At 46.0% G+C, this 22,580-nt stretch carries 20 protein-coding genes; 16 read left to right on the top strand and 4 right to left on the bottom strand.

Going from position 1 to position 22,580, the window contains the following annotated elements; all coding sequences use genetic code 11:
* Positions 1–352 precede the first annotated feature (352 nt).
* Both ACTSEZ_RS17095 and ACTSEZ_RS17090 read right to left on the bottom strand, forming a co-directional pair.
* Positions 353–604, bottom strand: a complete 252-nt coding sequence (locus ACTSEZ_RS17095; protein WP_029567235.1) for a YhdB family protein — start codon at positions 602–604, stop codon at positions 353–355.
* Between the two features lie 205 nt (positions 605–809).
* Positions 810–1,463: a M23 family metallopeptidase gene (locus ACTSEZ_RS17090; RefSeq protein ID WP_369735513.1), complete on the bottom strand. Its 654-nt coding sequence runs from the start codon at positions 1,461–1,463 to the stop codon at positions 810–812.
* A 204-nt stretch (positions 1,464–1,667) separates the two neighbouring features.
* On the opposite strand from ACTSEZ_RS17090, the gene ACTSEZ_RS17085 reads away from it, so the two are divergent.
* The 9 genes from ACTSEZ_RS17085 to ACTSEZ_RS17045 all read left to right on the top strand — a co-directional run bounded on the left by ACTSEZ_RS17085 (position 1,668) and on the right by ACTSEZ_RS17045 (position 11,713).
* Positions 1,668–3,020 (top strand): acyclic terpene utilization AtuA family protein, encoded by a 1,353-nt coding sequence (locus tag ACTSEZ_RS17085; RefSeq protein ID WP_369735512.1) that lies wholly within the window; start codon positions 1,668–1,670, stop codon positions 3,018–3,020.
* Complete coding sequence (locus tag ACTSEZ_RS17080) at positions 3,017–3,328, top strand: DUF4387 domain-containing protein (RefSeq protein ID WP_203289614.1); 312 nt, start codon at positions 3,017–3,019, stop codon at positions 3,326–3,328. The genes ACTSEZ_RS17085 and ACTSEZ_RS17080 overlap by 4 nt, the downstream gene beginning before the upstream one ends.
* An 11-nt stretch (positions 3,329–3,339) precedes the next feature.
* Positions 3,340–4,236, top strand: a complete 897-nt coding sequence (rbsK, locus tag ACTSEZ_RS17075) for a ribokinase (protein ID WP_369735510.1) — start codon at positions 3,340–3,342, stop codon at positions 4,234–4,236.
* The gene (locus ACTSEZ_RS17070) at positions 4,229–5,128 is read left to right on the top strand and encodes an ABC transporter permease (protein ID WP_369735508.1); all 900 of its coding nucleotides are present in this window, start codon (positions 4,229–4,231) and stop codon (positions 5,126–5,128) included. Before rbsK ends, ACTSEZ_RS17070 begins: the two co-directional genes overlap by 8 nt.
* A gap of 2 nt (positions 5,129–5,130) precedes the next feature.
* The gene (locus ACTSEZ_RS17065; RefSeq protein WP_369735506.1) at positions 5,131–6,009 is read left to right on the top strand and encodes a carbohydrate ABC transporter permease; all 879 of its coding nucleotides are present in this window, start codon (positions 5,131–5,133) and stop codon (positions 6,007–6,009) included.
* Positions 6,010–6,034: 25 nt separating this feature from the next.
* Positions 6,035–7,492: an extracellular solute-binding protein gene (locus ACTSEZ_RS17060; protein WP_369735505.1), complete on the top strand. Its 1,458-nt coding sequence runs from the start codon at positions 6,035–6,037 to the stop codon at positions 7,490–7,492.
* Between the two features lie 386 nt (positions 7,493–7,878).
* The gene (locus ACTSEZ_RS17055) at positions 7,879–9,984 is read left to right on the top strand and encodes an ADP-ribosylglycohydrolase family protein (RefSeq protein ID WP_369735504.1); all 2,106 of its coding nucleotides are present in this window, start codon (positions 7,879–7,881) and stop codon (positions 9,982–9,984) included.
* 14 nt (positions 9,985–9,998) lie between these two features.
* A complete protein-coding gene (locus ACTSEZ_RS17050; RefSeq protein ID WP_369735503.1) occupies positions 9,999–11,135 on the top strand; it encodes an ADP-ribosylglycohydrolase family protein in 1,137 nt (378 codons plus the stop codon).
* A 119-nt stretch (positions 11,136–11,254) separates the two neighbouring features.
* The gene (locus tag ACTSEZ_RS17045; RefSeq protein ID WP_369735501.1) at positions 11,255–11,713 is read left to right on the top strand and encodes an arsenate reductase/protein-tyrosine-phosphatase family protein; all 459 of its coding nucleotides are present in this window, start codon (positions 11,255–11,257) and stop codon (positions 11,711–11,713) included.
* 191 nt (positions 11,714–11,904) lie between these two features.
* Here the strand turns inward: ACTSEZ_RS17045 and ACTSEZ_RS17040 are convergent, their stop codons facing one another.
* Entirely contained in the window at positions 11,905–13,788 is a 1,884-nt protein-coding gene (locus ACTSEZ_RS17040) for an alpha/beta hydrolase (protein ID WP_369735500.1), read from the bottom strand.
* 115 nt (positions 13,789–13,903) lie between these two features.
* A complete protein-coding gene (locus tag ACTSEZ_RS17035; protein WP_369735499.1) occupies positions 13,904–14,338 on the bottom strand; it encodes an Rrf2 family transcriptional regulator in 435 nt (144 codons plus the stop codon).
* A gap of 185 nt (positions 14,339–14,523) precedes the next feature.
* Here ACTSEZ_RS17035 and hmpA point away from each other — a divergent pair, with 185 nt between their 5' ends.
* The 7 genes from hmpA to ACTSEZ_RS17000 all read left to right on the top strand — a co-directional run bounded on the left by hmpA (position 14,524) and on the right by ACTSEZ_RS17000 (position 22,573).
* Positions 14,524–15,735 carry an NO-inducible flavohemoprotein gene (gene hmpA, locus ACTSEZ_RS17030; protein ID WP_369735498.1) on the top strand — a complete coding sequence of 404 codons (1,212 nt, stop codon included), beginning with the start codon at positions 14,524–14,526 and terminating at the stop codon, positions 15,733–15,735.
* A gap of 212 nt (positions 15,736–15,947) precedes the next feature.
* Positions 15,948–17,150 carry an MFS transporter gene (locus ACTSEZ_RS17025; protein ID WP_369735497.1) on the top strand — a complete coding sequence of 401 codons (1,203 nt, stop codon included), beginning with the start codon at positions 15,948–15,950 and terminating at the stop codon, positions 17,148–17,150.
* A 228-nt stretch (positions 17,151–17,378) separates the two neighbouring features.
* A complete protein-coding gene (locus ACTSEZ_RS17020; RefSeq protein ID WP_369735495.1) occupies positions 17,379–18,788 on the top strand; it encodes a SpoVR family protein in 1,410 nt (469 codons plus the stop codon).
* Positions 18,789–18,899: 111 nt separating this feature from the next.
* Positions 18,900–19,349, top strand: a complete 450-nt coding sequence (locus tag ACTSEZ_RS17015) for a MarR family winged helix-turn-helix transcriptional regulator (RefSeq protein WP_369735494.1) — start codon at positions 18,900–18,902, stop codon at positions 19,347–19,349.
* A 63-nt stretch (positions 19,350–19,412) separates the two neighbouring features.
* Entirely contained in the window at positions 19,413–20,756 is a 1,344-nt protein-coding gene (locus ACTSEZ_RS17010; RefSeq protein ID WP_369735493.1) for an FAD-dependent oxidoreductase, read from the top strand.
* Between the two features lie 158 nt (positions 20,757–20,914).
* A complete protein-coding gene (locus ACTSEZ_RS17005; RefSeq protein WP_369735492.1) occupies positions 20,915–21,262 on the top strand; it encodes an ArsR/SmtB family transcription factor in 348 nt (115 codons plus the stop codon).
* Positions 21,263–21,277: 15 nt separating this feature from the next.
* The gene (locus ACTSEZ_RS17000; protein ID WP_369735491.1) at positions 21,278–22,573 is read left to right on the top strand and encodes an arsenic transporter; all 1,296 of its coding nucleotides are present in this window, start codon (positions 21,278–21,280) and stop codon (positions 22,571–22,573) included.
* Positions 22,574–22,580 lie beyond the last annotated feature (7 nt).

The raw sequence follows: 22,580 nt of genomic DNA, 5'->3' as shown, positions 1-22,580 counted from the left end.
CCATCGCCCAACTCCTCGGCCAGAACGGCTCCGCCGTAAAAAGCAAACCCGGCTTTTTCCGTCGGATCCTTTTCTGTCCTTCGGAGCTAACCGGGCGATTCCGCTTTTCTCATTGTCCAGCTCCATCAGCCAACTCCTCTGCCAGAACAAAATCACCGAAAAAGTCAAACCCGGACTTTTCCGGTGATTTCTTATCTGGCTCCCGGAGCTAAACGGCTGATTCCGCTTTTCTCACTGTCCAGCTCCGCCTCCTAGTCCTTCTGTCAGAACAAAATCACCGAAAAAGTCAAACCCGGACTTTTCCGGTGATTTTTTATCTGACTGCCAGGCCTAAACAGTCGGCTCCGCTTTTCTATGTCAAATAAGCATATTCCGCCTCTTCGTGCTCGTGGCCGGTTTCGACGGCGTGGTCTATATAGCGCAGGAGCGAGTAGAGTTTCTTTTCGACTTCTGCGTAGTTGTTTTCAAAGTTGTAGGCGTGCAGGAACTGCTCAATTCGTTTTGAGAGCAGGTCATCTTTTGTGCGCACCATCAGGATCAGCAGGTTGTCCCACTGCGAGCGGTGCGTGTAGTACAAGGCTTTGTCGTAATCGACTGTCTCCACATTCATTCCTCCTTTGAAGGAGATATGAATAGTGTATGTGGTTAGGGGGGCTTTTTTCTGTGTAAAAGTTGGAGGGGGCGAAGGCAGTGGGTGGGAGTGTTTTCCCGGGATAAAGATCGGGTGAGTTAAACGGTTCTGTTCAGGAAAAGATAAGTGTATAAGAACTTGCAGCCGGAATGGCCGCAAGTTCCAATTAAAGCCACAGTCAGTTGATAAATGGCAGGTCATCTTCAGATGATGACTGGTAGCCGTCACCGACAATCCAAATACTTTGGTTATCAGGGTCAGACACTTTTGTGTACAGGACACTCCGCGGTGAGAGGACAGTTCCGGCGGTGCCCGCTTTTATGATATTTGAACTGGATGCAAGGGTTGGTGAATACTGATAGTAGACCGTGTCTGTGTCGATTTCAAAATGCAGGTGAGCCCCAGTAGAATACTTTCCGGTGTTCCCGTAGTTGCCCAATCTGGAATCTTTCGTTACACGTGTTCCTTTAGAGACAGCGATTGAATCCAAGTGATTATACCTGAAAACTAAATCTCTGGTCTTGCCTGTTGAATGAATATAAGCATCGGGATATTTCACGATAACAGTATTGCCGAGTACGTTGTCATAGCCAGTCGCAAGAACTGTTCCGCTGCCGCTTGCCCATACAGCCCGGCTGCCTGATGAAGAAGTCAGGTCCCATCCATAGTGTTTGAATCCAAACCGCTGTTCATACTTCGCATTTAAATATCCTGCAGTGATATAGGCGTTGTTAACAGGCTGAATTAATTTTTGAGCCGCCGAGGCAAAAGAAGGGGCCGAGAGCACGAGCAAGAAGACGAGGGCTGCGACACAGAATACAATTTTTTTCATTTTTTTCCTCCTTTGTATGATGGTTCCTAATATAAAGAATATTCCGCCTGAAGTACACCGGAATTTTACAATTTGTAAAAAAAGGGAGTATTTTCCTGAGTCATAAGGGCTGTGCATTCCTTCCGCCAAAAGCAGGTATCACTCATACAATGAAGAAGTCTACATATATTGAAAGTACCTAATAGATGGACAAGGGGGGATGAAATGGAAAGGGAGATACGAATTCTGTCGCCATGCGGCATGCTCGGGTACGGTTTTCCGCATGAGAGTTTTTTGAATGGACTGAATTTAAAACCGCACGTGATTGCAGTGGATGCAGGTTCAACAGATGCCGGTCCGCATAAGCTTGGCGAGGGAGTCGGCATTGTTTCAAGGCGTGCTGCGAAAAGAGATCTGCAGCTGCTGATTGCTGCAGCGGTTGATCATAAGATTCCGCTGATCATCGGTTCTGCAGGCGGTGCAGGTGCAAAACCCCACGTAGAGTGGACGCTTGAGATTGTTCATGAAATTTTAAACGAGATAGCCGCTGAGCCGAAAATCGCCGTCATTTGGGCTGATATTCAGCACCAATCTGTCTTCGAAGCCTTTGAAGCTAATCGTATAAAAAAAATGAGTCCGAATGTTCCCGATCTAACAGAGAAAACGCTCAGTGATACGAGTGCTATTGTTGCTCAAATGGGCCATGAACCTATAGTCCGGGCACTTGAGCAGGGATGTGACATTATTATTTGCGGAAGGGCGTTTGATCCATCCGTCTACTCAGCAGCCGGCATCTTTTTTGGAAAAGATCCCGGCCTTTCGTATCACCTTGGAAAAATCCTTGAATGCGGGGCACTGTGTGCAGAACCGGGAACTACGAAAGACTGCATTTTAGGCACGATAAAAAAAGATTCTTTCACGGTTCAGGCGCTGAATCCGTCCAGAACATGCACAGCAGCAAGCGTGGCAGCTCATACCTTTTATGAAAAAGACCACCCATACCTCCTGCACGGTCCCGGTTTTATGCTGGATTTATCCGGGTGCACATTTCATGATGGGGGAAGCGGCATTGTAGAAGTATCAGGAAGCAGGTACATCCCTTCAAATGAATACTGGATAAAATTAGAAGGCGCTCGGAAGACGGCATACAGAACGTTTGTGATTGCCGGTGTCCGCGATCCGCTGCTGATTGAAAAAATCGATGAAGTAGAAGAGGCTGTAAAACAGGATGTCTTAAGCCACTACAAGGAAATACCTGCTGACTCCTATCAGATCCAGTTTTACAACTACGGCAAAAATGCTGTACTGGGTGAAAATGAACGGGCTGTTTTTTCAGGACATGAGCTTGGCATTCTATTTGAAGTGACCGCTGTTACCCAGGAGATGGCGAGCAGTATTTGCGCGTCACTTCGCTCTACATTTTTGCATTTTGGCTATGAGGGAAGGAAATCAACTGCAGGAAACCTGGCTTTTCCTTTTGCCCCGAGTGATATTGATTTTGGACCTGTTTATGAGTTTTCCGTCTATCATCTTATGAAACTTGAAAAAGAGCTGCCTTTTCGGCTGGAGGTTTTATGACATCACTTGGAGAATATGCAAAAATCCTCAGAAGCAAAAATTCAGGGCCGTTTGAGATTACACTTGATGTTTTATTCAGCGACAGAGTGACCTACGATCATGTGAAGAAGACCGGGAAAATCAATAAGGAAACAATTTGCGGACTTTACCTCCTGAAAAAGGAGCAGCTGAAGAGCATTGTTTTTTATGATCAGGCACTTGGGTTTAAAGTGACGTTTTACAGAAACACTTCATCGGGGGCGGTTTGTGACCGCGATGTATACGGCGCCCAGCAGCATGCGCCGCTTATGAACTTAGAAATAGATTAGGAGATTGAAAGATGAAGAAAATTGCTGTTATCGGAAGTTTGAATATGGATTTAGTCGCCGTTACGGAAGTGTCGCCAAAGATGGGAGAAACCGTATTCGGCAAGGACTTCAGCATGTTTCCCGGAGGCAAGGGAGCGAACCAGGCAACGGCAGCAGGCAGACTTGGAGCGCAGGTCATGATGTTTGGCACTGTTGGAGACGACGATCACGGGAGGTCCCTGCTTGCAGAGCTTGATAAAAATCATGTTGATGCCGGCCACGCGGCTAAACGAAAGGATGCGCCTACAGGCTGTGCATTGATTGAAAGCTGCCGGGGCCAAAACAGGATCATTGTGATACCCGGTGCAAACAGCAAAACAGACAGGAGCTATCTTGAGGAGAAAATGGAGGTCATCCTTGAAGCGGATGTGATCCTTCTTTCAATGGAAATTCCGCTGGAGTCGATAGAGTATGCGGCTGAAATACTCAGCGGATATGGAAAGACAGTCATCCTGAATCCCGCTCCGGCTGTTCCCATTCCGGAATCATTGATTGATAACACATCCTGCATTCTGCCAAACGAGCACGAAGCCGCCATTCTTTTCAACATGACGGAGGAAGAAGCGTTAAGGAAATATCCCAATAAGCTGCTTATTACAAAAGGAGAGCAGGGTGTCGTCTATCATGACGGCGAAAAGCCGGTTCATATACCTGCCGTAAAAGTAAATCCGGTTGATTCCACAGGTGCAGGAGATACATTTGCCGGCGCGTTCGCAGCGGCTTCAGCGAAAGGACTGGTGTTAAAAGAAGCTGTACAGTTTGCCGCAGCTGCAGCAGGGCTGAGCGTGGAAAAACACGGGGCACAAAGCGGCATGCCGACGGAAAAAGAACTGGAGGCATTCAGAAGCAGGGGAAGAAGCAATGAGTAGGGAAAAGCTTGCTTTTATTAAGCGGGACTGGATTTTGTACGTGATGTTTCTGCCTGCGCTTTTATATTTCAGTATCTTCCATATTGTTCCTCTGATCGGGATGAAGCTTGCCTTTCAGGATTACCGGATTATCGGTGACAATGTGTGGGTTGGGTTGAAGCATTTTCGTGTTTTGTTCGATTCGCCCGCGTTTTTCACTGTGCTGAAAAATACCATTATCATCAGCACAATGAAAATCATTTTTGTTTTTCCAATTCCCATTATTCTGTCGCTTCTTATTAATGAAATCAGGCACGTCTCTTACCGGAAGTATGTTCAGTCTGTTGTCTACCTTCCTCACTTTCTTTCATGGGTTGTCATTGCAGGCATCTGGATCAGCCTGCTGAATCCGGTGGACGGGGGAGTGAATATCATTCGGAATGTTTTCCAGCTGCCTTCACTTGACTATATGACAAGCAAAGATCAGATCCGCTGGGTCCTTGTATTTTCCGAAATGTGGAGAAGCGCGGGATGGGATTCCATTATATATCTGGCTGCGATTATGAAAATCAGCCCTTCTCTATATGAAGCGGCAAAAATGGACGGGGCCTCCGGACTGCAGCAGATGAGGTATATTACGCTGCCTGAGATGAAAAGCACGGTCATTACCGTATTCATCTTAAACCTCGGATTCTTTATGAATGCAGGCTTTGATCAGGTTTTTAACTTTATGAATGACTCAGTCATCAGTGTTGTAGATATTTTGGATACATATGTATACAGAATCGGAATTCTGAATGGTCAGTATGCATATGCGACGGCCGCAAGCCTTTTTAAAGGTGCAATTGGCGTTGTGCTAATTTTTGGAACACACTTTCTCGCCAAACGCCTGACCGGAAAGGGAGTGTGGTGAGAATGAAAACTCTGAAATGGCCGGTAGTGATTCTGTATACAGGTTTGTTTCTTGTGACGTTAACGATGATTGTGCCGATCCTGAACCTGCTCGCACTTTCGCTGACAGCACCGGAAAACGCCCATAAAATGACCGGACTGTCGCTGATTCCAAAAGGCTTTTCTCTCGTAAACTATGAGATTCTTCTTTCTAATCCGCTGATTGTGAAGAGCTTGTTTAACTCTCTTTTTATTACGGCTGCCGGAACGCTGCTGAACCTTCTTTTGACAGCGCTTTCATCTTATGTCCTGACAAGGAAGCGCTTAGTTGGAAGAAGATTGTTTATGGTGCTGCTGATTGTCATCATGGTGTTTGAGCCCGGTCTTATTCCAGAGTACCTTGTGGTGAAAGACCTGGGGCTGCTGGATTCTTACTTTTCGCTGATTCTTTATAAGGCGATTAATGTTTATTATCTGTTTATTATGATGAGATTTTTCGAGGATGTGCCTGAAAGTATTCTCGAGGCTGCCAGAATGGACGGTGCCGGGCATATTAATATTTTCTTCAGAATAATGCTTCCGCTGTCTAAGCCGGCGTTGGCAACGCTTGGCCTTTTTTACGCCGTTTTCCACTGGAATGAGTTTTTCCGGGCTTCGATTTACTTGACGGACCCGGGGAAGTGGCCGCTGCAGCTCGTACTCAGGCAGTTTGTTGTGGAACGGGACAATGCTTCACTCGTCGGCGTACAGACCCTGCTTGAATACAAAAGTGTGGCAAGCCTTGATTTTGCGTCGCTTCAAGCAGGCACCATCATCCTTGCCATTGTGCCGCTTTTGATCATGTATCCCTTCATCCTCAAATTTTATGCAAAAGGTGCGCTTGAGGGCGGAGTGAAAGATTAATTAAAAATTGAAAAGGGGAATGAAGATGAGAAAATGGCTGCAAATACTCCTTGCAACTTTGCTTATCACGGCTTCAGGATGCTCTGAAAAAACGGAAACCTCTGAGAAAAATGAAGACGGTTCAACGACAATCCGGATTGTCATGAAGGATGAAAATCCGTCAAATCCAGCTTCTGTTAAGTATTTTGAGGCGCTGGAAAAAGGATTGAAAGAAGATGAGAAGCTCGATGTGAAATTTGAGCTTGTTGAGATGCCGCAGGGCAACTACGCTGAAAAATTAAACCTGCTCCTTATGAGCGGGGATATACCTGATATGATTTATTTTCAGGGCGGAGACCAGCAGATAGCCGATCAGGATCTGCTTGAAGATCTGATGCCGCATATTGAAAAATCGAAGTACATTAAGGACAAACTTGAACCATGGAACGAGAAACGTCTTGAAAACTACCCGTATTTGCTCTGGATTAAACCGCTGTCCCAAAAAACGCCGGTGATCAGGGGTGACTGGTTTGACAAAATGGCTTCATCAAAAGCACTGATGGCAGATCCGACGATTGACAATTACTATGCGTTTTTCAAAGAACTGAAAACAAGTCCTCCTGGAGGAGAAGGAAAGCCTTCATACGCATTCACCGCTGCCGGTGATATTGAAGAGCTGAACGCCATTTTCAATATGTCCTTCGGCCTCACTTCCTCCTGGCTGAAAAAAGATGGAAGCTTTGTGTATCACAAAGTATCAGCTGAGGAAAAAGAGAAGCTTGCTTTTTATCAGAAACTCTACAATGAAGGTCTATTGGACCCTGAATATTTAACAAAAGAATGGGATACGAAAGAAAAGGCATTTTATGATGGTGAAGCAGGGGTTATTACTGGTACAGCAGGTAAAGTCATCGATATATACAACGGGAAAATGATGCAGACGAACGGAAACGAAGCGGCAGTGAAAGTTCTTCCGCCTGCTAAAGGGAAAGGCCAGGGTTTTGGGGCTGCAGATGTAACAAAAGAAGCCCGGGGCGTTGCGATTTCTTCACAATCAGAGAAAAAAGAACTGGCCTTTAAAATTCTTGATTATCTCGCAGGCCCGAAAGGCCAGATGATTGACCGCCTCGGTTTTGAAGGGGAACATTACAGCACGGATGGCGGAGAAATTGATTTGACAGACACTTACTACGAGCAGTGGTTTTCAAGATTCTGGGAGCCGTCAGAATTCACGCCTGACATGCCGCTGAAAAAGCCGCTCCTAAGCAAAGAAGCCGAAGCTTCACTGAAGCTTGTCAACGATTTCTATCAGGAGGATAACCTGTTCATTTTACCGGAAGAGTACATTGCAAACTGGGATGCCATGGAAAACCTCTATAAGGAATACTCGACAGACATCATTACAGGCAAACGTCCTCTTGAAGACTTCGATGCGTTCGTTAAAGAGTGGGAGGCTGCCGGAGGAAAAGAGATTACGGAATATGCGAATAAAGAATTGAAATAGATTCCTTTAATATGCGCTGCTGCTTTAAGATAGATCCGCAGAACACCAGTGGATTGAAGCGGAAGGCACTTGACTCCTGCGGGATGAAGAGTGCACGGGAGACCCCGCAAACGCAGTGAGGAGGCTCCCGGGGCTCCCCGCGGAAAGCAAGTGACTGGAGCGCAAAGGAACGGGTACGAGTGCTAAAACAGCGTTATAATTGATGATTTGAGAGATTCTTCGCAGAGTCTCTTTTTTTATGGCTTAGTTTAGGAGAGCGTTCAGAAAGCTATTTACACAATCCTTCTCTATCAAACTTTTTCCTGCAAAAAAGTAAGAATGATTGCCCCACCCCAAACGTATGGTAGAAAGAACAGCTTGTACAGAAAAAGGGGAGAGGGGAATGCATGTTGATTCCTGAAGATTATCTGGAGCGGGTGTATGCAGGCTTTCTCGGCATGAATGCCGGGATCAGGCTCGGGGCGCCGGTTGAGCCGCTTGAGTGGACATATGAACGGATACATGATGTGTACGGTGAGATAAACGGCTATTTAAAAAACTACAACGTCTTTTCGGCAGATGATGATGCGAACGGTCCTGCTTTTTTCATAAGGGCTCTTTATGATGATGCCAAGGACCGGGAACTGACGGCTGAGGACGTGGGCCGTGCATGGCTGAATTATACGCGCAGCGGGATTGGAATGTTCTGGTGGGGCGGTGAAGGGATCAGCACGGAGCATACGGCGTATCTGAATCTTGAAAAAGGCATTCAGCCTCCGTATTCCGGTTCAGCAGAAAAAAACGGCCTTACGCTTGCCGAACAGATAGGCGGACAGATTTTTGTGGATACGTGGGGCCTGCTTTTCCCCGGAAATCCGGAAAAAGCGGCCGATTATGCAGCAAAAGCCGCGAGTGTATCACATGATAAAAACGGCATTTACGGGGCCAGGTTCATCGCGGCCTGCATTGCAGCGGCATTCGATGCTTCGGACATTCAGGAAGTGATCGCAAGGGCCTTAAAGACCATTCCGCAGGACAGCACGTACGCTAAAATCGCAGGTGAAGTGCTGGATTTTCACTGGGAGCATCCGGGTGATTTCCGTGCATGCAGAGATTTTCTTGAGGTGAACTGGGGCTATGACAAATACCCTGGGGTATGCCATATTATCCCCAATGCGGGAGTGTGCATCCTTGCCATGCTCTACGGTGAGGGTTCCTTTGCAAGAACCATTGAAATCGCCACCATGTGCGGGTGGGATACAGACTGCAATGCCGGTAAAATCGGAACCATTGCAGGCGTGCTCTATGGAAACCGCAGCATTCCTGATCATTACCGAAAACCAATCAACGACTTTATCGTCCTGTCCAGTGTCTCGGGTTATTTGAACATGATGGACATCCCTACTTTTGCAAAAGAGCTTGCGCTTCTTGGCTGCAGAGTGGCTGGAGAAGAAGCACCAGACCCGCTTGTCAAAAGCTATAAAAAAGAAAATCTCTATTTCGACTTTGTCCTTCCGGGATCGACTCACGGTTTTCAGACGGATTTTCCCTTTAAGCTTTTTCTCAGGCACTGTCCTGACAAGGGCTTCACGACAAAGGGTTCACTTGAGATCTTCATTGACCGGATGATTGAAGGAGAGGCAGGAAAAGTATTTTACAAGCCGTTCCACCGCAGAAAAGAGTTCAATGACGAAAAATACAAACCGGCTTTTTCTCCTAAAATATGCAGCGGCCAGACTATCAGCATGAAGGTGTTTTCAGATAAATGGCAGGGGGAAGACATCGTTCTGACACCTTATGTCAGAAATACGTTCACGGAAGAGAATCTAAAGCTGCAGCCTGTCAAACTCGTCAATGGGACCTGGAATGAGATTTCATTTATCGTTCCTAATACACACGGTGCAGTCATTGATGAAACGGGCTTTATCATAGAAAGCCCTTCGCACCTGCTCGACCGGGCCTTTGGAAAACTGTATCTCGACGAATTCGAAGTCAGCGGAAAGGCTCATTACACGATTGATTTCAGCAAACAGGCAACGGAGTTTCAGTCCGTTACGCCATTTGCCCATCATAAAGGCAAAGCAGTCCTTGAAAATGGAAAAATGAGATGCACGTCTGATGAAGAATGCTCCTCGTTTACGGGGAATTATTACGCTCGGAATTATACGGTTTCAGCAGACGTGGAACCTGTCAGCGGCGGCTGTCACATGATGATTGCCCGGGCGGAAGGCGTGTACCGCCATTACAGGGCGGGGTTTGACGGCCATAACAAGGTGTCCCTGCATCTTGTTGATTTTGGAGTGAAGAAATTGGCGGAAGTTCCTTTTGAATGGAGCCACACCGGAACGTACAGATTTGAGGTCACATGCACAGGCAGTCAGATTTGCTTTTCCATAAATGATGAAAAGCTCTTTTCTGCGGAAGACAGCCGCTTTGCATCCGGCATGTTCGGTTTTTCAGTACTTGGAAAGGGTGAGGCGCTGCTTTCGAATGTTGCGTGTAAAGAGCTGTAGAGGAGGAAAAGAGTATGAAAGAAAAGCTGCTTGATAAAATAGAGGGTGTTCTTTACGGAGGGGCTGTTGGAGATGCGATGGGATCCCCTACTGAAGGGCTGGTTCCGGCGGTCATCAGAGAGAAATTCGGAGTTGTGACAACCTTCCGGGAACCTGCAAGCAATGCCTGGAGGGAGCCTGGCAACATGCGGCCTCTTGAAAAGGGCAATGGCCATATAACGGATGATACGCTGATGGTAGAAGCACTTCTCAGGGTATACGAAAAAAAGCAGCGGCATCTCACTGCCTATGATATTGCTGAATCCCTTGTAGAAGAAATTGCAGAGCACAAGGTCTACATTCCTGAGCTGAAAAAAGAGGCACCTGTCATTACCCGTCTTTATTACCCGGAGCAGTATTTATTCCTCAGACACAGGCTTGCCAACGTGGATCCGCGTGAAGCCGGTCAAGGCAACATGGTTAACTGCGGGGCGGCCATGTACATGAGTCCGGTCGGCATCATGAATGCAGGCGATCCTGAGCGTGCCTACCGGGAAGCGATTGACCTTGCAGGGGCCCATCAGACAAGCTACGGCAGGGAAGCTGCTGGAGTCATGGCAGCGGCTGTTGCTGAAGCGATGAGCATGGATGCAAGCGTGCAGAGCATTCTCGCTGCTGCGAGAGAACTTGCTAAAGATGGAACAAAGCTTGCAATAGAAGCCGTTCTTGACGCGGCAGCAGGACACCTTGATGTTTTATCGGCGCGAGACGATATTCGGGCAGCGATGGAACCCTTTGATACAGTAAAATCCTTTTCAGACCGGAAAAAGCAGGGGAAAGGAAATGCGAACATTCCAAGCCGGATACATGCCATTGAAGAGCTGCCGGTTGCTCTCGCTCTTTTTTCCATTGCAGGCGGCGACACGATGAAAACCATCATTGGCGGTGTGAATTACGGGCATGACGCTGATTCCATCGCAAGTATGGGAGGAGCCATTGCAGGAGCACTCTGCGGTGCGGCATCTATTCCGGAAGAGCTCAAAGAAGAACTTGATGCCGTCAATAAGCGTTCCTTCAAACAGCTTGCCCTTACGGCACTTGAGACTCTGACTCCCATTTTGGAAAGCGACCTGGCAAGCCACCAAAAGCGTTTCTCCCGAATCGGCAGGTAGGGCGGAAGCGGTATTTTCCAAAATTCCTGCAGATTAACAGTAATTGGTTGTAAATAAACGTGTAACTCTTGTTACGAGCGGGTAAAGAATAATACAAACTCATAGAAAGAGGTACAGCGATGAGACAACCTACCATTTACTTTCTGTCCTATTTCAACTCATGCAGGAGCTTAATAGCAGAAGCCTGGGCAAAGAAATTGTTCTCCGGTAAATGGCAAATTAAAAGTGCCGGCCTTGCCAAAACTCAAGTCGACCCTGTCTGTGTGAAAGCAATGAAAGAAGTGAACGTATCCATGGAAGACTCTGACTCTGAGAAAATTGACCTTGGCCTGTTAAATAAAGCGGATATTGTTGTCCAAATGTTTGATTATAAGCAGGAAAAAACGCCTCCGGTGGACGGAGCAAAGGAAAATGTGCTTTCATGGAACCTTCCAAATCTTTCGCTTTACGCTTTTGAAAATGAAGAGGAGGAATTTGCCCACTACCAGGAGCTTTGCGACGATATCGCAATGAGGGTAAAAAAGCTTTATGAATCAATGGAAGGCAAACAGGCCGACCATACGGTTTCTGCTGTGTAAAAGTAAAAAAAGCTTGGCGGATGCCAAGCGTACATAACCCATTTTTCCGCTGCCTCTTTCATGGATATCTCCATTTTAAAAGACTTTGTCTCTCACAATCTCCACTCTTTTCTCTGGCTTGTTCCATTATTCTATATACTGAAAAAAGAACTGCGCCTGATGGCCGCAGTTCTTTTGACGTTGAACGATATTCAGCGTTCAGACAAACCGTTCTCAAACATATACTTCAGTCCCTGCTCAAAGCCTGCTGCCCAAACGGACATGCCGTGCCCTCCGTTAACGATTCTAAGTTCTGCCGGGCTTCCGGGTACAGGGCTCCACTTTTCAAAAGGTCTGTTAAAAACATTGGATCTGTGAATCCGTTCATAGGACGTGACTGCCTGGACTTCCATGTTGTATCTCCAGGCGTCCGGGGGAAGGTCTTCTTTTTCGCTTACATGGTTCCAGTCATCATCTCCCGTGATGATAAAAATGGGTACTTCGTGCGGCTGGTTCCCATATGCTTCGAGCGCCTGAGGATAATTCAGCTGTTCCCAGCGATCCGCATCAAAGGGCTCTCCGAATGAACCGCGCTCAACTGCCCCTGATGTGCTTGGCGCTTCATCTGACTGTATGGCCGGACTCAGCAGGGCAGCAGCTCCAAACAGATTGGGGTATACAAGTGAATAGCGCAGGGCTCCGTATCCGCCCATCGAATAGCCGACAAGCCCGCGTCCGCTCCGATCTGCAATCGTCCGGAACTGTGAATCCATTTCCTCCATCAGATCCTGGGTAACGGCTGTTTCCACAGCTCCGTATTTTTCAGAGTTCACCCAGTAGCTATTTCCTGTTACAGGGGCTGCGGCAATAACAGGTTCGATTTTTTTCTCTTCAATCATTTTGTCTAAAATCGGCCAGAATGAATCCCAGCTTTTTTCATTTCCATATGAACCGTGAAGGAGATAGAGAACGGGATAGCGTTTTGTCGGGTCTTTTCCGTATTCTTCCGGGGTGTACACAACATAGGACAGATCTTTTGATAAGCTGTCAGAGTGAAACGTGCGGGTCTGAACGGCCCCTTTTTTTGAGCTTATATAATCATCCGGTCTGTAAACAGGGGAGAAGTCAGTGCCTTCCGGCTTGCCGAACATGTACTTAAGGCCTTCTTCAAAACCTTTCAGCCACACATCGAGCCCATGCCCGCCGTTTACAATTCTGAGCTCGGCGGGGCTTGATGGAACGTCCTCCCATTTTGGAAAATCAAGGCCGAACAGGTTTTTTCTGTGAAGCTCCTGATAAAGCTGCACAGCCTGGACCTCCACATTGTACTTATAAGCATCAGGAGGAAGATCCTCTTTTTCGCTCAGATGATTCCAGTCGTCATCTCCTGAAACGATGTACATCGGAACCCGGTGCGGCTGGCTGATGTAGTGGCGGATGGCAGCAGGATAATTGAGTGCATGCCATTCAGAGAGATTAAACGGTTCACCAAAACTGCCCCTTGTCACAGCCCCTGATGTTACCGGTGGTTCCCCGTTTTGAATGGCGGGGCTCAGAAGTGTGGCTCCGGAAAATAAATTTGGATACATGAGTGAGTAACGGAGAGCACCGTATCCGCCCATGGAATAGCCTGATACAAACCTTCCGCTGCGGTTTCCTACCGTATTGTATTTTTTGTCAATATGAGGAATGAGATCCTGCATAATAGCGCTCTCATAATCTCCGTACTTTTTTGAATTTACCCAGTAGGAATTACCTGATGAAGGGACAACCGCAATGACTGGTTCTATTTCCTTTTCCGCAATCATCCGGTCCAAAGTTCCGAAGAAATCATCCCAGCTGTGTTCGTTTCCTCCGCTGCCGTGCAGGAGGTACACAACAGGATAGCCTGCTTTCCGTTTTTTATCGTATCCTTCGGGCAAATAAAGTTTGTAGGTGAGTTTGTGGTGATGCGGGCGCTCATCTTTTTTGAGTGCTTTTGAGGCAATGGTTTCAACAACGGTCTTACTTCCGGTTTTGGATGCTTCGGGTGCAGACGGAAAGGCAATCATAATGACAGCAAACAAGATCAGCAGTAAAATTTGTTTGGTTTTCAAAAGCATTCCTCCTCTGAAATAAAGCAGATAATACCAGTATATTTGCTTTTCATTTATTATGTAACAAAATGGGAACGATTTTTGGACAAAAGAAAAAACCGCCAATAGGCGGTTTTCATTGCTTCAGTAATTGTGAAAGCATCGATTTATTTTGAACAAGGTCAGCAAGTGTATAGCCGTCGAGCACTTCAAGGTATGCTTTTAAAGCTTTATGCAGGACACCCTTCAGCTTGCATGCGGGTGAGATGGCACACATATTGCGCTCCGGATCAAAGCATTCCACAAGGTTAAAGTCATCCTCTGTCTGCCTGACAATCGCCCCAATGTTGATTTTTTCAGGATCCAACGCCAGCCGGATGCCCCCGCCGCGTCCTCTGACTGTCTCAATTACCTTCATTTTTCCAAGCTCGTATGAGACCTTCATCAAATGATTTTTCGAGATGGTATATGCTTCCGCGATTTCTTTTATATTGGACAGTTCTCCCTTTTCTTTAGAGGCAAGATAAATCAGCACCCTCAGAGAGTAATCTGTATAGTTGGTAAGCCTCATGTTTCATCGCCCCACTGCAAGAAGTACGTTTATCTTACCACAACAGTCTGCCCTTTAATAAAAGAAAGGCTCATTTGTGACAGATCCGTTAAAGATGTATTTTAGATATTGCTTTAAATGGGAAGCAGGAGTACGATAAAGATGCATTTTAAATACTACTTTAATTGAAGAGGGGAGCATCTCTTATGCTTACTCAAAAAACCATTGAAATCATTCAATCTACTGTGCCTATTTTAAAGGAAAAAGGGGTAGACATTACAACACGTTTTTACAGCAATTTATTCAGAGATTATCCGGAACTATTGAATATCTTTAACCATGCGAATCAAAAAAAGGGCAGGCAGCAGACGGCTCTTGCAAACACCGTTTATGCAGCGGCTCTGCATATTCACCAGCTACACATAATTTTGCCTGCGGTTGAACAGATTGCCCACAAGCACCGCAGTCTTGGCGTAAAAGAAGAACATTACCCAATTGTAGGGGAATATTTGCTCGGGGCGATAAAAGAAGTTTTAGGAGATGCAGCCACACCTGAAATTCTTGAAGCATGGGGTGAAGCATACGGCGTGATTGCCGGTGTCTTTATCAATGCAGAGAAAAATCTCTACAGCCATGCTGTATGGGAAGGCTTCCAGCCCTTTACCGTTGCACGGATCGAAAAAGAAAGCGATGCGGTTACATCTTTCTACCTTGAAAACAAGGAGATAAAACCACAATTTAAACCGGGTCAATATAGTACAGTAAGAGTCAAAATACCTGGAGAAACATATACGATGAACAGGCAGTACAGTCTTTCAGGGGGACCTGAAATGCCTTATCTCAGAATCTCGGTCAAGCGCGAAGAAAAGGGACTGGAATCAGGAAAAGTATCAAACTACCTACACAGTCAAATGAATGTCGGAGATACGCTTGAAATCAGTGCTCCGGCTGGTGATTTCACTCTCAATGAAGCAGCCGAAACGCCTGTGACACTAATCAGCGGCGGAGTCGGCGTAACACCATTCATGAGCATGCTTGCGTCGCTTGCTGCAAAGCAGCGTGACCGTGAAATGACCTTTATTCACGCCACTCAGAACAGCGGAACACATGCCTTTAAATCTGCAGTAGCGGCTCTCTGCTCGAATATGCCAAACAGCAGGGTCTATACGATTTACAGCAATCCGCTGAACGAAGACTGCACAGAACAGAACTTCTTTAAAGAAGGACAGATCGAGAAGAAGGATCTGGAGCAAATACTTCAAACGGAAAATGGAGATTTCTATGTTTGCGGTCCGGTCGGATTTATGAAGTGCGTCATCGACATGCTTGCTGAGCTTGGCATAAAAGAAGACCAGATTCACTCTGAGTTTTTCGGGCCTGCTGTTGATATGAAGAGTCTTCCTGAAACAGTCTCCTAAATTCATCAATTGTTTAAAATGACATAAAAATGTTGATAGTAAACCGGGAGAAAGTCAACAAGACTTTCTCCCGGTTTTTTCTGTGATGCAAAACAGTACGAGGCGGGGGTGCTTTCCATTGACAATGGGGCAGCAAACAATTTAACATAGTTAAGTATTTGCTGAAAGTAAGCTTACAACATTCGTTAACTATAGAAAGCGGGGCTGTCATTTTGTCTGCAGAACAAAAAAAGAAAATGTTTATATTGATGGTCAACATGTTTATTGCAATCGGCAGCTTTGGGATTATTATTCCAATCCTGCCTGCGTATCTTGAATCAATCAACCAGGGCGGCACGGCCGCAGGTCTGATGATTGCGATCTTTGCCGGCGCTCAGCTCATTTTTTCTCCGATAGCAGGGAAATGGGCAGATCAGTACGGAAGAAGAAAAATGATTATTTACGGGTTAGTAGGACTGACATTATCGATGTTTGTTTTTTATGCCGTGGATTCAATCTGGTGGCTTTATGCTTCCCGTGTGATCGGCGGAGTTGGTGCGGCACTGCTTGTTCCTGCCATTTTTGCCTATGTGGCGGACATCACGACGATGGACCAGCGTGCAAAAGGGAACAGCTTTGTTTCTGCCGCGATGTCTCTTGGGATTGTCATCGGACCCGGCATCGGAGGATTTCTTGCTGATTTCGGGCTGAAAATGCCGTTCCTGATCTCAGCCATTGTATCTTTGGGAGCCGTTATTTTCTCGATTGTGCTGCTTGAAGACAGTGAATCAAAAATGACGACAGCTGCGATGATGCCTCAGGACAATGAATCCATGGCGCGAAAAATGGTGCGCTCGGTTAAAATGCCGTACTTTGTGCCCCTTATCATTACGCTTGTCATGAGCTTTGGCCTCATGGCGTACGAATCGGTGCTTGGTCTGTTTGTGGACAATCAGTTTGGCGCGACTCCGCAGGAGATTGCGCTGATGATTACATCAACCGGGATTATCAGTGTCATTGTCCAGCTGTTTGTTGTAGACCGTGTTGTCAGACGCTTCGGTGAAGGAATGGTGCTCAATATCTTCCTTGCTGTTGCAGCTGCAGGATTCCTGCTATCGCTGTTTGCAACGAGTTATGTCCTGTTCTTTGGAATTACACTGCTTATTTTCCTGGCAACTTCGATCCTTCGCCCCGTGCTCAACACCCTGATTTCCAAAATGGCCGGAAACGAACAGGGCTTTGCAATGGGCATGAACAATGCCTATATGAGCATTGGAAACGTGCTTGGACCGACGATTGCAGGCATGCTGTATGATGTCCAGATTCTGTATCCATTTGTTCTCGGACTTGTTTTCCTCGTTGTCACACTGGTGATGACAATGATCTGGCAGAAGCGGTCATTGAAGCAGAAAATGGTTGTTAAAACTGAACATTAAGATTGAAAAACATGAATCCTGAGGGGTTCATGTTTTTTTGTATCTTCTATCGTACCCTAGTAGATCGAAAAACGGTTTGCGAGGGTAAGCAAATCCATAGTGTACCCTAAAATCATACCGCAGCCTTGACCGATTACTCATAAGAAAAAGGACCCGAACGCAATGTCTGTTCATGTTTTTCCCTTCCCGCTCATACATTGTCTTAAAGACGAGATAGGGGGAAAACGTGTGAACGAAGCCTACCGGAAATCACTGGAATATGCGATTGCGGAGATTACGGAAATTGCGGATGGATTTGGGCTCGATTATTATCCGATGCGGTACGAAATTTGTCCTGCTGATATTATTTATACATTTGGCGCTTATGGAATGCCGACCCGTTTTTCACATTGGAGCTTTGGCAAGCAGTTTTTCAAGATGAAACTTCACTATGATCTGGGACTGAGCAAGATTTACGAGCTTGTCATCAACTCGGATCCCTGTTATGCATTTTTGCTGGATACGAATTCGCTCATCCAAAATAAACTGATCGTGGCGCACGTTCTGGCCCACTGCGATTTTTTCAAAAACAACAGCCGTTTTCAAAACACAAAGCGGGATATGGTTGAGAGCATGGCTGCTACGGCCGACAGAATCAAGCAGTATGAAATTGAGCATGGCAGAGCCGAGGTTGAAAAATTTCTTGATGCGGTGCTTGCGATTCAGGAGCACATTGATCCTTCGCTTATGCGTCCGAAGCTGTCTTGGACGATGGAGGATATAGAGGAAGAGGATGTGAAAAAAGCATCGCCTTATGATGATCTTTGGGGGCTGGATCAAAAGGACAAACCTAACCCTGAGCGGGGCAAGAAAAAGAAAAAATTTCCGCCGGCACCTGAGAAAGATATTCTTCTCTTTATTGAGGAGTACAGCCGTGACCTCGAAGACTGGCAGCGTGATATTTTGACGATGATGCGCGAAGAGATGCTTTATTTTTGGCCGCAGCTTGAAACGAAAATCATGAACGAGGGCTGGGCATCCTTTTGGCATCAGCGGATCTTGAGAGAGCTTGACCTTTCCACAGAAGAATCCATCGAGTATGCCAAGCTCAACGCGGGCGTCGTCCAGCCGTCCAAGACGGGAATCAACCCGTATTACCTGGGGCTCAAAATCTTTGAAGATATCGAGGAACGGTACAATAATCCGACAAAGGAAATGATCAGACGCGGAGCAGAACCGAACTCTGGCCGGGAGAAAATGTTTGAGGTGCGCGAGGTCGAATCAGATCTTTCGTTTATCCGGAACTATTTGACGAAGGACCTTGTTACCCGTGAAGATATGTATCTTTTCCAGAAGCAGGGGAGAGATTACAAGGTTGTCGACAAAGAATGGGAGCATGTCCGCGATCAGCTGATCAACATGAGAGTAAACGGCGGATTCCCGTACATTACGGTGAATGACGGCGATTACCTCAAAAACAATGAGCTGTACTTGAAGCATTGGTTTGAAGACATTGAACTTGATCTGAAATACCTGGAAAAAGTGCTGCCGTACATTCACCAGCTTTGGGGCCGCGCGGTTCATATGGAGTCCGTGCTTGAAGGCAAGCCGGTACTGTTCACGTACGACGGAAAGGCGATTCACAGGAAGTATTTATAAGTGCAGGGACTGGCTGAAAAGACTAACCGTCTGGCAGGCCAGTTTATTTTTTTGAAAACACTTGCGTTTTACAAGTAATTAGCGTATAAATGAAGTATGAGGTGAGAAAAAATGGAAAACACGCGTGAATTGTTCCAAATTATGACCCGCCGTTTCGGGCTGCTGAACAAGAATTGTTGTACAGCAGGAGGAACTGAGATTTCTCTAATACAAAGCCATATCCTTTATGAAGTGGATAAGATGACCCGACCCTCTATGCAGGAAACAGCCGAAGTGCTTGGCACGGATATCACAACGTTCAGCAGGCAGGTCCAGTCATTGGTAAAGCTGAATTTGCTGAAAAAAACCCCTCATCCGGATGACCGCAGAGTTCATATCTTGTCACTGACAACAGAGGGCAAGTATGTTGCAGCAACGATTGATCAGCAGATGAATGCCTATTTGAACGAGGTTTTTTCACATATGAATGAGTTTGAAAAAGAAACGGTTATCCGCTCGATTAAGCTTTTGAATGAAGCAATGGCAAAGTCCAGCGTATGCTGGACCACTCCTATGGGGTGATTTCTTTAGTTTAATATTTGCATTATGCAAGTTTTTTGCGAAAAAAGTTCAGGAGGGTTTTAAATGAAACTTGATGTAAAAGTGAACACATGCTGCAATACCCCGGAAAAAGCGCCAATTACCAAGGAGAAGAAATTGCCCGTTGCAATCATAGGAGGAGGACCCGTCGGCCTTGCAGCTGCTGCACATCTGGCCAAACGGGGAGAATCCTTTTTCCTGCTGGAAGCAGGGGAGGCGGGGGCAAATGTATTGTCCTGGGGGCATGTGCGCTTATTTTCCCCATGGCGCTATAACATCGATAAAGCGGCGGCCGCACTGCTCAAGAAGCATAACTGGCAGGAGCCTGAACTGGATACACTGCCTTTTGGAAAAGAGCTTGTTGATCACTATCTGTCGCCACTGTCGAACCTTTCTGAAATAAAACCTTTTCTCCATACAAAAACAAAAGTCTTATCCGTCGGGAAAAAAGAGATCGATAAGATGAAAACCGCGGGCAGGGATAGCGTTCCGTTTGTCATTTATGCAGAAAAGGAAGGAAATCTTCAAGTTTTTGAAGCAAAGGCAGTGATTGATGCTACAGGAACATGGGGAAATCCCAATCCTGCTGTTTCAAGCGGCATCTGGCAAAGCGGAGAGAAAGAATTGAGCGGTCAAATCTATTACGGAATCCCTGATATTGCAGGAAAAGAAAAGGAGCGTTATGCAAAGAAGCGGACAGCTGTTATCGGCGGAGGGCACTCTGCAGTTAATGCGCTGCTTGAACTGGCAGAACTTAAGGAAACGCATCCTGAAATGGACATTGTCTGGGTAATGAGAAAGCAGAAAGCGGAAGATGCATACGGGGGAGAAGAGAAGGACGCGCTTGCTGCAAGGGGGGCATTGGGAAGCAGGGTTCATCAGCTTGTCGATGCCGGAGTGATAGAAGTCCAAACACCGTTTTTCATCCAATCTATGAAAAAGTCGGTTAATGGAATTGACATCATCGGAACTCAATCTGGAGAAACAAAACAGCTTTCAGGTTTTGACGAAATTATAGTCAGTGCAGGAAGCAGGCCGGACCTCAGTATCATAAGCGAGCTAAGGACATCCATTGATTCTGCAACAGAAAGCGTATCTGCTTTATCCCCGTTAATCGATCCTAACGTGCACAGCTGCGGAACCGTCCGGCCGCACGGTGAAAAGGAATTGCGCCAGCCGGAGAAGAATTTTTATATGGTCGGTGCAAAAAGCTATGGGCGTGCTCCAACCTTTTTAATGGCAACAGGGTATGAGCAGGTCCGTTCAGTAGTTGCACAACTGTGCGGAGACTTTGCTGCAGCAGAAAAAGTGGAACTCGATCTTCCTGAAACAGGGGTGTGCAGTGTGAATGTTTCAAAAAACAGCAAGGCAGAATCCTGCTGTTCTTAAATCGAAAGAAAAGATGAAACAAGGCGGAGCTTGGAGTAAAATCCAGGCTTATTTTTATTGAAAAAGAATTTATACATTCACAAACTTTTAACACATAAGCTCTTTATTATATAAGTCTTTTATTATATAATGATATTCGACATGGAGGTGTTGGCAAATTGGAAGTCTCTTCTACGATTGAAATTGAACAGGTTTCTCAAATCCTTAAGCTTCTCGGAGACAGAACGCGTCTAACCATGATGAAGCTGCTTGAGACGAACGAATGCTGCGTCTGTGAATTTACGGCTATCTTTAAAACGAGTCAGCCGGCTATAAGCCAGCATTTGAGAAAGCTTCGGGATGCCGGTTTAGTGAAGGAAAAACGAAAAGGTCAATGGATTTTTTATTCCATTAATAAAGAAAACGACATGTACCCTTTTCTGAAAGGTTTACTTGAACATCTGCCGGAGCAAAATAACCTGCTGATCGATTTAGAAACACAGGGATTGCGTATTACATGTGAATAGAGAGGGGAAGAAAGAGTGACTACAGTACTTTTAGCATCCAGCATTTTTCTTTTAACTCTCATCTTAGTGATCTGGCAGCCTAAAGGTCTTTCCATAGGGTGGTCAGCCTGCGGAGGAGCTTTAGCTGCATTGTTGGTTGGAGTAGTTGATTTTGGTGATGTTATTGATGTCACATCGATTGTCTGGAATGCAACTTTGGCATTTATCGCAATTATTATCATCTCTCTGATTTTAGATGAGATTGGATTTTTTGAATGGTCTGCTCTTCATATGGCAAGGGCAGCGCGGGGAAACGGCCTGCGGATGTTTGTTTATGTATCCATTTTAGGTGCCCTCGTAGCGGCGTTTTTTGCTAACGACGGAGCAGCGCTTATTCTGACGCCTATTGTCCTCGCAATGGTGCGTAATTTGAATTTTAATGAAAAAATGGTATTCCCGTTCATCATGGCGAGCGGATTTATCGCAGATACAACATCGCTGCCGCTGGTTGTCAGCAACCTGGTGAACATCGTGTCTGCAGATTACTTTGATATCGGATTTATCGAATATGCTTCAAGAATGATTGTTCCAAACTTCTTTGCTTTAGGAGCTAGTATTCTTGTCCTGTACTTGTACTTCCGCAAAAGCATACCGGCAAATTATGATCTGGCCGATCTGAAAACACCTAAAGCTGCCATTAAAGACGAGAAAATGTTCCGTCTTTCCTGGTTCGTACTCGGAGTACTGCTGATTGGATATTTTATCAGTGAATTCCTTCATATTCCTGTATCCTTTGTTGCCGGTGTTGTCGCTGTTTTCTTCCTGGTAATGGCCAGAAGAAGCCCGGCTGTGCATACGAAAAAGGTATTAAAGGGAGCTCCGTGGGCGATTGTATTCTTCTCAATTGGGATGTATGTCGTTGTGTACGGCCTTCGGAATGCAGGATTAACAGCCGTTCTGGCTGATGTCATTCAGGCGGCGGCTGATCAGGGTCTGTTTGCCGCAACCATCTCAATGGGCTTTATTGCAGCCATCCTGTCTTCTGTCATGAACAATATGCCGACGGTCATGATTGATGCACTTGCCATCGCTGATACAAATACATCAGGCACCCTGAGAGAAGCCTTAATCTATGCTAATGTGATCGGTTCTGATTTAGGACCTAAAATTACTCCGATTGGTTCCCTTGCAACCCTTTTATGGCTCCATGTATTGAGCTTAAAGGGCGTCAAAATATCCTGGGGCACCTATTTTAAAACAGGAATCATTTTAACCATTCCAACCTTGTTTATCACACTTATCGGCCTCTATTTATGGCTGCTGATTATATAAAAAAATA

Source organism: Metabacillus mesotrionivorans (assembly GCF_052171315.1).
GTDB lineage: Bacteria > Bacillota > Bacilli > Bacillales > Bacillaceae > Bacillus_P.
Note: the sequence above shows the minus strand (reverse complement) of the source record. Positions and strands in the feature narration are given on the sequence as shown.

Coding starts and splice junctions, on each gene's coding strand:
- ACTSEZ_RS17090 (WP_369735513.1), bottom strand. CDS start 1,463: ATGAAAAAAATTGTATTCTGTGTCGCAGCCCTCGTCTTCTTGCTCGTG.
- ACTSEZ_RS17085 (WP_369735512.1), top strand. CDS start 1,668: ATGGAAAGGGAGATACGAATTCTGTCGCCATGCGGCATGCTCGGGTAC.
- ACTSEZ_RS17080 (WP_203289614.1), top strand. CDS start 3,017: ATGACATCACTTGGAGAATATGCAAAAATCCTCAGAAGCAAAAATTCA.
- rbsK (WP_369735510.1), top strand. CDS start 3,340: ATGAAGAAAATTGCTGTTATCGGAAGTTTGAATATGGATTTAGTCGCC.
- ACTSEZ_RS17070 (WP_369735508.1), top strand. CDS start 4,229: ATGAGTAGGGAAAAGCTTGCTTTTATTAAGCGGGACTGGATTTTGTAC.
- ACTSEZ_RS17065 (WP_369735506.1), top strand. CDS start 5,131: ATGAAAACTCTGAAATGGCCGGTAGTGATTCTGTATACAGGTTTGTTT.
- ACTSEZ_RS17060 (WP_369735505.1), top strand. CDS start 6,035: ATGAGAAAATGGCTGCAAATACTCCTTGCAACTTTGCTTATCACGGCT.
- ACTSEZ_RS17055 (WP_369735504.1), top strand. CDS start 7,879: ATGTTGATTCCTGAAGATTATCTGGAGCGGGTGTATGCAGGCTTTCTC.
- ACTSEZ_RS17050 (WP_369735503.1), top strand. CDS start 9,999: ATGAAAGAAAAGCTGCTTGATAAAATAGAGGGTGTTCTTTACGGAGGG.
- ACTSEZ_RS17045 (WP_369735501.1), top strand. CDS start 11,255: ATGAGACAACCTACCATTTACTTTCTGTCCTATTTCAACTCATGCAGG.
- ACTSEZ_RS17035 (WP_369735499.1), bottom strand. CDS start 14,338: ATGAGGCTTACCAACTATACAGATTACTCTCTGAGGGTGCTGATTTAT.
- hmpA (WP_369735498.1), top strand. CDS start 14,524: ATGCTTACTCAAAAAACCATTGAAATCATTCAATCTACTGTGCCTATT.
- ACTSEZ_RS17015 (WP_369735494.1), top strand. CDS start 18,900: ATGGAAAACACGCGTGAATTGTTCCAAATTATGACCCGCCGTTTCGGG.
- ACTSEZ_RS17010 (WP_369735493.1), top strand. CDS start 19,413: ATGAAACTTGATGTAAAAGTGAACACATGCTGCAATACCCCGGAAAAA.